The sequence below is a fragment of the Streptomyces sp. NPDC005899 genome (genome assembly GCF_040629645.1).
In the GTDB taxonomy this organism is placed as follows: Bacteria; Actinomycetota; Actinomycetes; order Streptomycetales; family Streptomycetaceae; genus Streptomyces.
In genome coordinates this window covers 1-13,907 of sequence record NZ_JBEXWB010000010.1, presented here as the reverse complement: position 1 = coordinate 13,907, position 13,907 = coordinate 1, and the positions used below count along the sequence as shown (strand labels likewise).

Below are 13,907 nucleotides of genomic sequence, written 5' to 3'. Positions count from 1 at the left end.
ATGCACCCTCACCAGCTCCCCGAAGGCTCCGGCCAGGAACCGGCGGAGAACGAACGAGGCGCCTCCTTCGGTGCCGCGTCGTCCGACGTGACACCCAACATCGGGCGGCTCGCCGCGACCGTCGACCGGCTGCGGCGTGAAGTACGCGAAGCTCACGCTGCCGCCGACGGACGCGCCCTCGTCGAGCTGGCCAAGGGCATCTTCATCGAGCGTCTGCGCTGCGGCCCCCAACAGGCTGCCCGCGAACTGCAGCATCTCGCGGAGCAGGCGCAAGTACCTCAGTTGGAACTTGCGGCGGAGATCGTCAATCAGGCGGCCCGGGACCGGGTCACCGACGCCGCCAACCGCTTCCTCACCGAGGCCGGCGACACAGGGACCTCCTCCGCGACCCTTGCCGTGCGGCTGCGCAGCGCGGAGAGCGGCGCCCTCGCCGCCGACGACACCCAGGCAGTGGCCCGGTCCATCCTCGAGCACGCGCTCACACCCCTGGGAGCCACCGGCGTGGCCGTCTGGTCGGCGGGGCCGGACGCCTCGCTGACCCTGGCCGGCGTGGCAGGATTCACCGACGAGGAGGCCCGGCGCTGGCACTACGTACCGCCCGGGGTGGCGACCCCGGCCCGTCGCGCTCTGACCGAGCGCGAAACGGTGTGGGTCACCTCGCTCTCGCAGGCCGGTCTTCCCTCCATCGGCCAGCGTGTCAACCCTGACGGAGGCCGCGTCACCGTTCCCGCCGGGACCGGTGGGCGCATCCTCGGCGTACTGGAGATCAGCTGGCCCTCCCCCCTGGCACCGCAACCACCCCAGCTCCAGAGACAGATCCAGGCACTGGCCGATCTGTGCGCCCACACACTGGACTCCCGACCCACCCCAAACGAGGCCCACCGGGCCGGCGACGCCGACCCGGGCCGCTCCCGGGCGGACCTCGTCGACCTCGCCGACGGGCTGAGCGACGCCGTGCTGATCCTTCGGCCGCGCCTCGACTCCCAAGGCACCCTCACCGACTTCGTCATCGATCACGTCAACCCGGCATTCACGGACTTCGCCGGCCGGCCGAGGAGTGCCGTCAGCGGAGCCCTCCTGCTGGAGACCTACCCGCTCGCAGGCGACAGCGGCGGCCTGTTCGACAAGTTGGAGTACGCGTACGCGACAGGAGAGCCGTTCCGTGCCGACCGTATGACCCTCACCTCGTTCGTGGACGACCTGCCGATCTCCGTCTCGGTCCGAATCAGTATCAGCCGGCACGGTGACGAGTTGCTGCTCGTCTGGCGGGTTCACGATGAGGCCGCCCGGCTGGCCAGCCTGCTCCACCACGCCCAGCGCCTCGGCCGGCTGGGCGGGTTCGAGGAGCAGGGCGACACAGGCGAGGTCACCTGGAACAGCCAGATGTACGCCCTCTTCGGCCTTCCCACCACAGCCGGCCCGGTTCCGCTCGAACAACTCCCCGCGCACGCCCATCCCGACGACGGGACCGCCCTCGGCCGCTTCCTGCGTATGCTCTTCCACCACCATCGCCCCGCGTCCACCGCGTTCCGGCTGCGGCGCAGCGACGGCGTCACCCGTCACATCCGGGTCGTCGCCGAGCCCGTCCTCGACGAGAACGGAAGCGTCGTCTCCGTGCGGGGCGCCTACCAGGACATCTCGTCCCAGCACTGGACCGAGATGGCGCTCGCCGCCACCCGTGACCAACTCGCCCACACCGAGCAGCAGTCGGCGGAGCGCAGCCGCCTCACGCTTCAGTTGCAGCACGCCATCATGCCGCCGTCCCGGGGACCGTTGCTCTCCGAGGGACTGCGCGCGGCTGTCCGGTACCGGCCCGCGGAGACGGACCACCTGGTCGGCGGAGACTGGTACGACCTGGTCAGGCTGTCGTCGGGACAAATCTTGCTGTGCGTGGGGGATGTGGCCGGGCACGGCATCACGGCGGCGACGAGCATGGTGGTCCTGCGCAACGCCCTGCGAGGGTTGGCGGTGACCGGCGCCGGCCCTGGTCAGCTCCTGACGTGGCTCAACACCGTGGCACACCACCTCACCGAGCATGTCACGGCCACCGCGATCTGCGCCCTTTACGACCCGAAGAGCAGGAGCCTGCGCTGGGCGCGGGCCGGCCACCCGCCGCCCGTCCTCGTACGCGACGGAAAGGCGGCCCCCCTGCCTCTGCCACGTGGCATCCTGTTGGGCGCCGTCCCCGAGGCCCCGTACGAGGAACAGAGAGTAACCCTGCTGTCCGGAGACCGCGTACTGATGTACACCGACGGCCTCATCGAGCGGAGGGACAGTTCGGTCGAGTACTCCCTCGATCAGCTCATCGACACGGTCGGATCTCCTACGGCGGACTTGGAGACGTATCTGGACCGCCTGCTGACCCACAGCCGAGCAGACACGGACGACGACACCTGCGTAATCGGCGTCCAGGTCGACTGACCCGTACTCACGAATGCACGGATCTTCCCTCTCAGGCGTGCGCCCGCAACCAGCGGACACCTTCGGTTACGACATGTTCACCGAGGCACCGTTACGTGATCACGTCCACTACCGAGAAAGGGAGTCGCCGTGTGTCCCGTCGCATCCCGGCTGGCGGATTCTTGCGGGGTCTCAGCCGTGCTGGCGGATTCTCACGTCATCGCGCTCAGAGTGCCGCCGCACTGGATGCGGCCGACTTGCACGGCAGAGGCGAGATCGGTTGAGGCTCTCGAATCGGCGCGGCGTCACTGGGGTGCCTGAGGCCGCGCTCCTGTCCGGCCGGCCGACTGGTAGGGGCTGTGCATGGTGAGAAAGTGAACGTCGAGGTCGGTCTCCAGATAGTCCATGCGCCGCTCCCAGAAGGCTTGCATGTGGGGGAGGGCCAGGTGGGCGTCGAGATCGGCCTGGGAGCGCCACGCCTCGTAGAAGACGAAGACGCCGGGGTCATTGCGATCTTCGTGTAAGTGGTACTCCAGGCAGCCGGGCTCCTGTCGTGTCGGCTCGACGAACGAGAGCAGAAGCTGCTTCAACTCCTCGGCGCGTTCAGCTTTGGGGCGTGCGGTGCCCACGAGTGCGAATGGCTGAGTCATGCAGGTTCCTCTCCCTAGATAGGTACAGTGAATCTCGTACCTGTCGGACACTAGCGAACTTGCAGGTACGATGCAATTCATACCTGAAGGGAGGTGTCCCGCATGCCCGACAGTGAAGGCCATCCGGGCGTCGAGGAGATCGAGCTCGGCCCGGTACTCTCCGCGCTGGCAGATCCGCTGCGCCGCCGAGTGGTGCGTGAGCTGTCGGCCGAACCCGACGGTGCGGCGCGAACGTGCAGCTCCTTCGGGCTGCCGGTGTCCAAGGCGACCGTCACGCACCACTTCCGTGCACTGCGCGAGGCCGGGTTGATCCGGCAGGTCGACCGGGGCAACAGCCGGATGGCCACCCTGCGCCGGGCCGACATCGAGCAGCGGTTTCCTGGGCTGCTGGGCATCGTGGCAGCCGAGCCGGAGGAGTGAACTCAGGAGCGGGACCGTCCCGTTAACACCGGCGCCCTAGACGGTGTCCGGCGGATCATGTGACCTTCTGACTGGTTGCTCGTTGGTTCGGCATGGGGCGGGGGGATCTGACGAACCGCGAGTGGTCGTTGCTGGAGTCGCATCTGCCACCTCTGGGTGGCCGGGGCTGGCGGTGGAACGATCACCGAGTCGTGGTTCGGCGCCAGCCGAGGAGGTGCTTGCCACGGATCGGGACACGGATCGCAGGGCCGGCGCCCTGGTACGCCTTCCAAATGCGTAGGCAGTCTCAATGTCTCCCCACAGAGTGACCGCCTCAGCTATGACCGAGGCTGAGGAGTCCCTGGGGTCGATGCATTTGACGGGGTCGCCTTCGGCGTAGAGGTAGGGGTTCTTTCCCTGGCCGGAGGGGTCGGGGGCGGTGAGCAGAGGGCTGCGACACCGCGAACACTGCGGCAGCCGGTCAGAGGCCACAACTCGGGCCATGGGGCGCTCCCTTGCTCAGCAGCATCGCGCCGGGTCTTCGCAGTACGTCGGAGAACCGTCGCTCACACGCCGGGCGGTGGGGTTCGGGACGTCCCGCGTAGCCGGAAGTCGGCGATGCGGTACATCTCCCGCGATCACGGTGCACGACCCCCGCCCGGTGCATGACCGACAACGCCGCGCAGATCCCGTCGCCCCAGCGGGTGATCTCCGTGAGAGACGGGGTGCGGGCACCGAGCAGCCGGTTCAACGGCTCACCCGGGATCTCCTCCATCACCAGGTACAGCAGTGGACGTCCGTCGATGAACGCCTCGCCTGAGTCGTGCGCCTCCACGATGTGCGGGTCACGCAGCAGCGAGGCCACCTGGATCTCCCGGCGGAACCTGCGGGCCAGCTCGGAGGTCTCCGATCCGACGAAACCCGTCAGCGTCTTCACAGCGACACTGCGCCGGCGCAGTTGGTCACTGGCCCGCCAAACGGTCCCCATGCCGCCCGCGCCGAGCGGCTCCCGTAACTGATAGCGGCCGCCGAGTATCGCCCCCTGCATGTCACCCTCTCCCGCGCGGCGTACCGTCGGCGCGTCCGCCGGATCATTGTTGACCGAACAGGCCGGGGCCGCCAGCTATTCCCGCCGATCGAAGGCCCCACCGTCGTCGAGGAGGACATCGAAGTCGCCATCGAGGTCAGCCCTCGGAGCCGTAGCACGCAACCTAATGGGCTCCTTTCATGGCTTCCCAGGAGACGGTCTCGGAGAGAGTCGGCTGCTGTCCGTAGAAGTCCAGCGCGTCGGCCAGGTACGCGGCAAAGCCGACCTGATAGGTGCGGGTACGGTCCCATGCTGCACGCGGCGTTCGGCGCACCGGGCCGCCTGGGACCGCAGGTCTTCCCAAGCCACCCAACTCTGACCAGGGACAGTCGTCGGCGGTACGCCGGAGGTCGGTGTACCGCCGACGACCGTGCCGCCTCCACGAGCCCTAACTCAGCCACCGCCCGGCGGCCCGATCCGGAGCGGCATCCGAGTTGCGCTGCTTGTATGTGTCGTCGAGCGCGTCGAAGACGGGTGGCCGGCAGTGGGCTTCGCAGGCCAGGTGGATCTTTGTGGTCAGCCCCCTCCGGGTAACGCGCTCATACAGCTGCTCGGGACGTAGCGCGTATCACCGGGCGTTGGTCGGACGTCTCGCTCTGTCGGCCGAGTGGTGCACGTACTGCGAGTTGGTGCTCTCTGTCTATTGCAGGATGCGGGCGGTGCGGGCGGCGGTCAGCCATTGGGGGAAATCGTGCAGGAGTTGGTCGTAGAGCTGGTGGTCTTCGGTGGTGCGGGGGGTGCGGCCGGCGTGGAAGAAGCCAGCGTTGTCGACGATACGGTGGGCGGGGACGGCGAGGGTGTCGAGCTTGTGCAGGAACGCGAATTCGTTGTCGTCGGGGTCGCCGAAGCCGATGAACTGCCAGAACAGGGGTAGGCGGGCCGCTTTGCACAGGTAGCGTTCGGCGGCGAGTTTGCTGGTGGGTCCGCCGTCGGTCTGGAAGATGACGAGTGCGGGGTCCTTGCTGCCGGAGGCTATGTAGTGGTCGATGACTTCGTCCATGGCCCAGTGGTAGTTGGTGCGGCCCATGTGGCCGAGATTTTCGTGGAGCTTGTTGATACGGCCGTGGTGCCGGCCGAGCGTCAGGTCGGAGGATCCGTCGACGTCCGTGGAGAAGAACACCACCGGCACGACTCCGTCGTCATCGAGGTGCGCGGACAGCGACAGCACCTGTTCGGCAAGGTGCTGCATGGTGCCGTCCCGGTAGTGGGGGCGCATCGACCCGGAACGGTCCAGCACCAGGTAGACCGCGGCCCGCACTCCTTCCAGCCCGTGCGAGCGGACACTGCCACCGGCCGCCTTGTACAGGTTCACGAGATCAGGAGCACGCTCGATGACCTTGGACAGGCTGATGGCGGGGGAGTGTGCACTGCTGGTCGACATGATCGCCCCTTTCCTCTTTCGGTGCTGCCGGGCCGTGCGTACCGGAGACGAGGTGTGTCCGGGGCTCATGCCGGGACGCGCCGGCAGCGAATTTTCCCCCTGCGTCGTTTCCGGCACCACCGGAGCGTAACTATGCTTGCGCCGCGCCACTCGGCGATGTGCGGGGGCGGACCGTTGTGTGGTTCGAGTTGAGGTTGCGGGGGCGGGTTCCGCCCTGTTGCCGCAGGAAGGCTTCGTGACGGGCGCGGACCCCCGTTCGGAAGGCGGCCCCCTCGGTGACGTAGAAGTCGCGCCGCCCGTCGGTCACGTCGACCAGGATCACCCGCTCGCAGGTGAGGGCGGTGGTGGTCTCGATATCGGCGATCATCCAGGCGCCCTGGGCGGCGACCATCACCTGTGCCACATACGCGCCCACGTCGACGTAGGCGGCCGCTCCGTGCAACCGTGCGGCATCCCTCGTAGCAATGCCTGCGCAAGCACGAGATGGCGGCCGCCTTGGTGCTTCTGCGTATGTGTGGCGCCCGTCACCTCGCATGGCGTCATGATGCCGCGCATCGGACCTGGTCCGCAGCGGAATAGACAGTTCGAAGCCGCCCGTAACCAGACAAGGGTCAGCTACGCGTCGCCTCGTCAGCAGGCGGTGTGATGCCCACCCAGCGGATCAATTGCCCCACACCGACCGCTACGCCGTCAGAGCCGACACCGTGAACGCCCGGGCCGGGTGCCAACCCGGGGTTGTCGGTGTCGGTGCGCAAGGATCCGGTGCCCAGCGGGCGGCGGTATGTGGTCATCGGGTTGATTCTCCGCCCGGACCACCGATTTCGGCTGGATCCGGCCGTCCCCCGGGTTTGGGTGGTTGGGGGATGACACGGGCAGTGGATTCCACTGTCATGAGGCGATGGATCCCCAGGTGGTCTGCCGGCATGAAGCCGGCAGAGTGCAGCCGGGCCGGCCCGTTTCCCGCCCTCCCGCGGCGTGCTCAAGGCTTCCGGAGTCCCGCGGCCTCGTCGCGGGCGCGGGTCGCGGCCGGGTGGTCGCCGGCCTGGGTGTACGCGGTGGCCAGGGTGTCGAGGGCGACGGCGAGCCAGGTGTGGGAGCCGATCTGTCGCCAGAGCTCGACCGCGGCTTCGGCGCGTCTGCGGGCGAGCGCCGGGCGGTCGGCCGCGAGTTGTGCCTCTGCGAGGGCGTACAGCGTGGCCGCTTCGCCCCACAGGTTGCCGAACTCCCGGTACGTCCAGAGACTCTGCGCGAGCAGACGGCGCCCTGTGTGATGCTCACCCTGGCGGACCAGGACGTCCCCGAGCCAGCAGGCGGCGTGGGTGGCGGTGAGGTGGTCGCCGAGGTCCGTACTGATCGCGACCGCCTGCCGGTAGGCGTCGGCGGCGGCCGGGTAGGCGCCGAGCGCGCGGTGACTCTGGCCCAGGCAGCGCAGCGCCTGAGCCTCCCCGGGCCGGTAGCCCGCGACCCGGCTGGCCCGCAGGCACTCCGTGAACCGCTCCACGGCTGCCTCGACACGGCCTTGCTCGAGGTCGATGACGCCGAGGCCGTTGGTGGCGTAGACGAGACAGTTGACGTTGCCCGCCTGCCTGGCCAGCTCGGCAGCCCTCTCGAAGTGAAACACGGCCGAGGAGTACTGGCCGAGGAGCCGGTGCACGTACGCCAGCCCGGCGGTCGCCCCCGCCCGGTAGGTCGGCCCCTGCTCCTCGGCGAGCAGCAGCGCCTGCTCGAAGTGGTTCAGCGCCTCGGGGTACCGGTCGAGGATGGTGGTGAGTTCGCCGAGGCACCGGTGGAGCTTTGCGGCGCTGTGCCGGTCGCCGTTGCGCAGAGCCGCCTCGAGCGCCCGGTTCTGCAGCCGCTCCCAGTCATCGAAGTGGCCGCCGACCTGGAACAGGGTCGTCAGGGCGGTGGCCAGCCCGGCGGCGGGTGCGGCTTCCGTTCTGTCCAGCGCCTGCTCCGCCACGGCGATGAGGAACTGGCGCTCGTCGGTGAACCAGGCCAGCGGGTCGGCGAGCAGATGGCCTGTGTCCGCCGGGGAGAGCCGCCAGGAGACCAGTTCTTTCTGCGAGATGCCCTGGAAGTCGACGCTGAGGGTGTCCGCGGCGAGGTCGGCGAGGTGGAGGCTGGCCCCGAGCAGCCGGGTGAGTGCGGCCGCGCGGTCCTGGTGGTGGACGTCGTGGTCTGCTCGTTCCCGGCCGAACAGCCGTACCAGGTCGTGCAGGTGATAGCGGATTCCGGTGGCGCCGGTCGATCCGATCTGCACCAGGTGCACCTCGACCAGATCATCGAGAACGGCCTCCGCCTCGGACAGGTCCACGGCCAGCAGTGCGGTCAGCGCCCAGGTGGTGAAGTCGGGGCCGGGCAGCAGCGCGAGCATCCGCAGCGCGTGCTGTGCCGGCGCGGCCATCTGCCGGTAGGTGAGCGCGAGGCTGGCCCGTACGGCGATGTGGCCGACGGCCAGCTCGTCGAGCTTGCGCTCCTCGTCGGCGAGGGCGCGGGCCACGTGGGCCAGGGGCCAGTGCGGTCGTGCGGCCAGGCGCGCGCCGGCTACCCACACCGCGAGCGGAAGGCCACCGCAGGTCTCCACGATGGAGCGGGCCGAGTCGGGCTCCGCGTCGGTCCGCTCCGGGCCCAGCATCTCGCGCAGCAGGACGAGCCCGGTCTCGAAGTCCAGCACGTCCAGGGGGAGCCGGCGGCAGCTCAGCTCCGCCAGCGTCGTGCGGCTGGTGACGACGGCGGCGCACCGCGCGCCGCTCGGCAGCAGGTCGCGCACCTGTTGGGCCCCGGCCGCGTTGTCCAGGACGACGAGTACCTGCCGCCCTGCCAGCAGGGAGCGGTAGAGATGGATGCGTCCGGTCAATTCCGCGGGCACCGTCCCGCCGCGGACACCGAGCGCGCGGAGGAAGGCGCCCAGGACCGTGAACGGATCGGCCGGCTCGTCGCCGAAGCCGCGCAGGTCCGCATGCAGCTGACCGTCCGGGAAGCGGGAGGCGAGCCGGTGGCCCGTGCGTACGGCGAAGGCCGTCTTGCCCACCCCGGCGGGGCCGGTGACCAGCAGAGTGAGCGGCCCCGGCCCGTCCGCGCCCAGGAGCCGGCAGGCCTCGTCCACCTCGGCGTCACGGCCGACGAACAGGGAGAGGTCCGCCGGCAGCAGCCGGGGCACAAGCTGCCGCCCCGGCACGGGGTTCGCCACAGCGCCACTGTCGTCCTCCGCTTCCTCGCCGGTGAACGGCGCGTCCACACGGGCGGTGGCCGGATCCAGATCGCCGGACAGATCCGGATCCCCGGCCAGGATCCGCCCGTACAGCTGCCGCAACGCTGCGCCGGGGTCCACCCCCAGCTCGTCGGCGAGTCGCCGCCGGGCGCGCTCGTACTCCTTCAACGCCTCCGCCTGCCGCCCGCACCGGCACAGGGCGAGGACCAGCTGCCCGATCACCCGCTCGTCGAGCGGATGCGCCTCGGCCCGGGCCACCAACTCGCTCACCAGCCGATCAGCCTGTCCCATCCGTAACCGGACCTCGACCAACTCCAGTTGGGCGGCGAACCGCTCGCCGTCGAGGAGCTGGCGCTGCGCGTTGAACCAAGGGGCGTCTATCCCGGCGAACGCGCTGCCCCGCCACAGCCCCAGCGCCTCCCGCCCCAGTGCCTCCGCCTGCTCGTCCGCAGCCGCCCGTCGGGCCCGGTCCGACAGGTCCCGGAAGCGGTGCAGGTCCACCGCGGCCTCGCCGAGGTCGAGCACGTAGCCGCCGGACCGGCGGACCAGCCGGACGCCGTGCGGCTCCAGCCCGCGGCGCAGGCGGGAAAGATAGGCGTAGAGCGTGTCCCGGGCCCGGTGGGGCGCGCGGTCGTCCCACACCCGGTGGAGCAGCTGGCCGGCCGACACCGGACGGCCGACGTCGATCAGCAGGGCCGCGAGAACGCACTGCTGCCGCGCATGCCCCAGGGCCACCGGCTGCCCCCCGGTCCATGCCTCGAGCGTGCCCAGTAACCGGAACTCCAGCATGCCCTGCTCCCCCTTCACGCCGGTACCGACCCGGAAGGCACCACTGTGACCTGCCGCGCAGGGTTTCTCGCAAGGTTTGCGCAAGGTCGGCCGTACATCGTTGCCGACGTGTCCAGAACCGGGCGGCCCGCCGCCCGGAATAGCCCGGCGGTGCCCCGGCACCGCCCGGTCACCTCGACGAAAGGGAACCTCATGCGTATCCGCTGCGCCCTCCGGGACTCGCCCTGGGGCACTGTCACGTTGACTGACCGGCCTGGGATGATCTTGTGATTGGTCATGCGGGGCGGGGTCGTCCGTGGACAGCGCGCCGTCGTCGTACCAGGGGCACCGATACCTTGGTGGAGGGCATCTCCCCCTGCGTGTGGCTGTACTTCCGCTTCCTGCTCAGCTTCCGCGAGGTCGAGGAGCTCATGCTTCAGCGCGGCGTGCTCGTCTCCCACGAGACCGTGCGTCGTCGGTGCGCCACGTTCGGCCGGTCCTATGCCGACGGACTGCGCCGCCGGCGGCCCCGGCCCGGCGACACGTGGTATCTCGACGAAGTGTTCGTCAAGATCAACGGTGTGCGGCAGCATCTCCAGGACGGCAACGTCCTCGACGTCCTGCTGCAGTCCAAGCGGGACGCGAAGGCCGCCAGGCGGTTCCTGGCCAAGCTCGTGAACAAGCAGCAGCGGGTGCCCAGGGTGCTGGTCACCGACAAGCTCCGCTTCTACGGCACCGCCCACCGGGAGCTGATGCCCTCGATCGAGCACCGCTCCCACCAGGGCCTGAACAACCGGGCCGAGAACAGCCACCAGCCCACCCGGAGCTGAGCATCGGGCCGGAACCCGGCCCCAGCACACCCCAACGCGCCGTCAGACACCCACGCACCTACCGACGTGGCAACGCCAACCTCCAGCCAGCGGGCGCGCTGCAACCATGTGAGTCACCCCCTGGCCAGCCTCACCGCAACGCCGCACCGTCCTCCAGCACGTCCACTCTCGCCGAACCCACCACGCAGGGGGTGCGGTCGGCGAATTCCAGTGAGATTCCTTCGAGGGAGAAGTCTGTGCCCATTCGACTGTCCAACCGATACCTGAGACGGAAGAGCGCGACTGTCGCCGCTTCGTTCACAGTCCTGGCCGGCCTGGGACTCGCCCTGCCCGCCTCCGCACACGCAGCGGCGGGCTGCACGACGCTGAGGGCCACTGTGGCCAACTCGGCGGGAGCTCCCGGCGGCCACGTACAGGCGACGCTGTGCTCCAGCTCCTCCGCGCCGTACTACTGGCGCCTCAACCAGTCCTACTACAACTTTGTCGAGGACTACCAGGCCGACGGCGTCGCTGCCCGCGCCTACATCCAGCACGGGAGCTTCACCCCGAACGGCCCACTGGGCGTGGACGACACCTCGACCTCCGGCGGAACGACCCTGGACTCGTGGGAGGGCACCAACGCCAGCACCTCGGTCCGCGTCTACGTCTGCCTAGGCACGAAATCCCCCGGAAGCACCGGAGCGCGTTGCGCCTCAGCCTACGCATCGGTCTGATCCCTGCCCCTCCTGCCTTCCCGCTCGTAGCCGGGCAAGCCCGCCGGGGGCCGGGGACCAACGGGCATCACCGTAGAACATCCGTGCACGGACTTCGAGGAGAACCAGCGCCATGAACATACGCCGCATCACCGCCACCGCCGCCGCGACGACCGCCCTGGTCACCAGCAGCGTGATGCTCGCCCCCGCGTCCCAGGCCGCCGTTACCTCCTGCTACAGCTACGCCAACAGCTACAGCAAGCCCGCCGGTACCAACTGGCTGCCTGCTGGCACCCTCTTCAAAACGTCCAGCGCCTGCTCAGACATCAACATCAAGTCCAACACCAACCGGTATGTGAAGGTGTGCTTCGAGGTCAACGCAGCCTTGCAGTGCCAGTCCAACTACACCCTGACCACCGGCGGGCAGTGGACCACCATCGCCACCGACGTGAAAGACGGCGCACTGTTCGCCTTCGAGTTCCGTTCCGATGCCCTCTCCAACGGAAGCTGGGCGGCCTGACCTGTCACAGGCCCATCAGGGACTCGGCGGGGCTCAGGGGGAACTGTGAAGTTGGCCCGGGGCGCGGTTCCGGTCTTCCGACCGGCCCGCTTCCCCGGACCGCTTCCCGCACCCGGAGTCGTTCCGGAGCGACGCATCCGCGCGGCGCCAGCCGCAGGGCTCTCCCCACGCCCCAAGACGGCACTTCGACAGGAGAGCCCGTGAGACCCGCCGCTGCTCCGTGGCTACAACGCGCTCGCCGCCCCCCGCCCCCGCGATACCACCGCCCCTCGCCGTGCCTGCTGCGCCTGTCCGTACGGCTGTGGTGGCACCCCTACTGGGAGAGTGCTCCCTCGGTGCCGACCGCGCGCTCCGCATTGCGCCAGCAGACCCGAGCCGGGGGAGCCGCCCGCGCCGCGTGACCGGCCGCCTCGTCCGACCCACCGGTGCCGTGACGTACGAGACCCCGGGCCTCAAGAGGCCCGGGGTCCGGTCGGCGTGGTGGTTGTGGTCAGAGGTTGTCCCAGTAGGGGTCCTCGCGTTCGGACGGCGGCCCCAGCCGCTCGATGAGGTCGCAGGTGCACGTGCCGCCCTCGTGCAGCATCTTGTCGCACTCATCGTGGTGGTCACGCTGCGGCAGGCGCTTCGAGGGCGCGGGCTGAGCCGGGACGGCCTGGATGGTCGGCACCGGTCTCACCCACTGCATGCCCAGCTTCGCGAGCGCGGCGAGCTGTTCGGCGTCCAGCCGGTTCCTTCTCGCTTTCGTGTTCGTAATCCTTATGCCCAGCTTCACGGTCACCGGCTCCGCCTCACCGTCGACCGCGAGCCGCTCGCTGTGCCCCTCGGCACCGGCCGGTCACCTTTCCGCTCGACCCACTGTGTGAGGGCTGCCAGGCCCCGTTGGAACGCTGCCCTTGTTCGGACCCCTTCGTCGTGCGCGTGGCTGCCGGGGCGGGAGACGGCGCCTGAGCGGGCTGCACGCCCAGCTTCGACAGCCGCTCCTGCTGCTCGCTCGACAGCTGCGCCCAGGTGCCCGGGTTCTTCTGCCGCTGAAGCCACTTGCCCAGGTCGTCGCCCTCGAACAACACCCCGGGTGACGGTGGGCCCGATGTTGCCATTGCGGTCGAATATGTCGCAGCGGTGGGTCTTGCCACGTCGCCCTTGTGGTCCACGCCCACGATGAACCGGGCGCCGTCCAGGGTGGTGATCTCGCCGGGCACGCCCCAGTAGCCGGACTCGGCGTGCCAGTCGTCACCGAGGAGCTTCACCGCTAGGCGTGCGATATCCGAGATGGAGAAAGGAGTGTCTAAGCGCTTGCTCAGCCTATGTCAGTCGAAGTTACTCATCGGTCACCTGGTCTGTCCAGAGTCCGAGTCTGTGATCCAGCGCCCATCGGCGGAGTCGTGCACATACGCCGGCCTCCCCCTGGTCCCGCTCGTGCGGAACGGCTTCCCGCCGTCCGTGATCCGCACCATCCCCGTACGGCCCCCGGCACTCCACTCCAGCTCCAGGTACCAGCGGCAGTCGCAGCCCGCCGTCCGCGCGGAGACCAGCAGCTCCTCGGGGTCGGAGGAGGTGACCTTGTACGGGAAGGAGACGGCCGGGATCTTCCGGACCTCGGCGCCGGAGGCGTCGAGGCCGTCGACGGGCCTCGCGAGCGGGCGCGGCCGGTCGAGGTCCACGGCGAAGTGGCGCGGGGTGACGGCGCCTCCACAGCCGTTGTCCATCCGGTACACGCTCCACGGCAGCGGCGCGGCGCGGTCGACCACGCGCACGTGCAGGGCATGGAGGACGACGGCGTCGGACGGCGACCGGCCCTGGACCGTGATCCGCACCAGCGCCTCCCCGCCGTGCACGGCACCGTGCGTCCCGGCCCACGCCCCGGAGTCGGCCGCGACCGGCGGCGGGGCGACCGCGCGGGGGGCCCGGTCCACGGGCGAGGTGTGCCCGCAGCCGCCCTCACAGAGCTGGGTAACGAGTCTCCAGGTGA

General features: G+C 69.6%; 9 protein-coding genes and 4 pseudogenes. 6 read left to right on the top strand and 7 right to left on the bottom strand.

Annotation, left to right across the window (positions count from 1 at the left end; translation table 11 throughout):
• The gene (locus ABZ371_RS02590) at positions 1 to 2,421 is read left to right on the top strand and encodes a SpoIIE family protein phosphatase (protein WP_358672748.1); all 2,421 of its coding nucleotides are present in this window, start codon (positions 1 to 3) and stop codon (positions 2,419 to 2,421) included.
• Positions 2,422 to 2,705: 284 nt separating this feature from the next.
• Here the strand turns inward: ABZ371_RS02590 and ABZ371_RS02585 are convergent, their stop codons facing one another.
• Complete coding sequence (locus ABZ371_RS02585; RefSeq protein ID WP_358672747.1) at positions 2,706 to 3,050, bottom strand: putative quinol monooxygenase; 345 nt, start codon at positions 3,048 to 3,050, stop codon at positions 2,706 to 2,708.
• A gap of 102 nt (positions 3,051 to 3,152) precedes the next feature.
• Between ABZ371_RS02585 and ABZ371_RS02580 the strand changes: the two genes are divergently transcribed.
• Both ABZ371_RS02580 and ABZ371_RS02575 read left to right on the top strand, forming a co-directional pair.
• Positions 3,153 to 3,470: a helix-turn-helix domain-containing protein gene (locus ABZ371_RS02580; protein WP_358672746.1), complete on the top strand. Its 318-nt coding sequence runs from the start codon at positions 3,153 to 3,155 to the stop codon at positions 3,468 to 3,470.
• Positions 3,471 to 3,562: 92 nt separating this feature from the next.
• Positions 3,563 to 3,667 (top strand): annotated as a pseudogene (locus tag ABZ371_RS02575) (IS5/IS1182 family transposase); the annotation flags it as partial.
• A gap of 263 nt (positions 3,668 to 3,930) precedes the next feature.
• Here the strand turns inward: ABZ371_RS02575 and ABZ371_RS02570 are convergent.
• The 4 genes from ABZ371_RS02570 to ABZ371_RS02555 form a co-directional block, all read right to left on the bottom strand.
• The gene (locus ABZ371_RS02570; protein ID WP_358672745.1) at positions 3,931 to 4,497 is read right to left on the bottom strand and encodes a protein kinase; all 567 of its coding nucleotides are present in this window, start codon (positions 4,495 to 4,497) and stop codon (positions 3,931 to 3,933) included.
• 679 nt (positions 4,498 to 5,176) lie between these two features.
• The gene (locus tag ABZ371_RS02565) at positions 5,177 to 5,917 is read right to left on the bottom strand and encodes a VWA domain-containing protein (protein ID WP_358672744.1); all 741 of its coding nucleotides are present in this window, start codon (positions 5,915 to 5,917) and stop codon (positions 5,177 to 5,179) included.
• 130 nt (positions 5,918 to 6,047) lie between these two features.
• On the bottom strand, positions 6,048 to 6,359 hold the full coding sequence (locus tag ABZ371_RS02560; RefSeq protein WP_358672743.1) for a hypothetical protein: 312 nt from the start codon (positions 6,357 to 6,359) through the stop codon (positions 6,048 to 6,050).
• Positions 6,360 to 6,896: 537 nt separating this feature from the next.
• The gene (locus ABZ371_RS02555) at positions 6,897 to 9,917 is read right to left on the bottom strand and encodes a BTAD domain-containing putative transcriptional regulator (RefSeq protein ID WP_358672742.1); all 3,021 of its coding nucleotides are present in this window, start codon (positions 9,915 to 9,917) and stop codon (positions 6,897 to 6,899) included.
• Positions 9,918 to 10,212: 295 nt separating this feature from the next.
• Between ABZ371_RS02555 and ABZ371_RS02550 the strand changes: the two are divergent.
• The 3 genes and pseudogenes from ABZ371_RS02550 to ABZ371_RS02540 all read left to right on the top strand — a co-directional run.
• Positions 10,213 to 10,720 (top strand): annotated as a pseudogene (locus ABZ371_RS02550) (IS6 family transposase); the annotation flags it as partial.
• A 242-nt stretch (positions 10,721 to 10,962) separates the two neighbouring features.
• Positions 10,963 to 11,439, top strand: coding sequence for a hypothetical protein (locus tag ABZ371_RS02545; RefSeq protein WP_358672741.1), 477 nt, complete (start codon positions 10,963 to 10,965; stop codon positions 11,437 to 11,439).
• A gap of 112 nt (positions 11,440 to 11,551) precedes the next feature.
• The gene (locus ABZ371_RS02540) at positions 11,552 to 11,938 is read left to right on the top strand and encodes a hypothetical protein (protein WP_358672740.1); all 387 of its coding nucleotides are present in this window, start codon (positions 11,552 to 11,554) and stop codon (positions 11,936 to 11,938) included.
• Between the two features lie 490 nt (positions 11,939 to 12,428).
• On the opposite strand, the pseudogene ABZ371_RS02535 reads toward ABZ371_RS02540, so the two are convergent.
• Positions 12,429 to 13,011: pseudogene (locus ABZ371_RS02535) on the bottom strand (helicase associated domain-containing protein); the annotation flags it as partial.
• Positions 13,012 to 13,266: 255 nt separating this feature from the next.
• Positions 13,267 to 13,907 (bottom strand): annotated as a pseudogene (locus tag ABZ371_RS02530) (XRE family transcriptional regulator); the annotation flags it as partial.

Coding starts and splice junctions, on each gene's coding strand:
- ABZ371_RS02590 (WP_358672748.1), top strand. CDS start 1: ATGCACCCTCACCAGCTCCCCGAAGGCTCCGGCCAGGAACCGGCGGAG.
- ABZ371_RS02585 (WP_358672747.1), bottom strand. CDS start 3,050: ATGACTCAGCCATTCGCACTCGTGGGCACCGCACGCCCCAAAGCTGAA.
- ABZ371_RS02580 (WP_358672746.1), top strand. CDS start 3,153: ATGCCCGACAGTGAAGGCCATCCGGGCGTCGAGGAGATCGAGCTCGGC.
- ABZ371_RS02570 (WP_358672745.1), bottom strand. CDS start 4,497: ATGCAGGGGGCGATACTCGGCGGCCGCTATCAGTTACGGGAGCCGCTC.
- ABZ371_RS02565 (WP_358672744.1), bottom strand. CDS start 5,917: ATGTCGACCAGCAGTGCACACTCCCCCGCCATCAGCCTGTCCAAGGTC.
- ABZ371_RS02555 (WP_358672742.1), bottom strand. CDS start 9,917: ATGCTGGAGTTCCGGTTACTGGGCACGCTCGAGGCATGGACCGGGGGG.
- ABZ371_RS02540 (WP_358672740.1), top strand. CDS start 11,552: ATGAACATACGCCGCATCACCGCCACCGCCGCCGCGACGACCGCCCTG.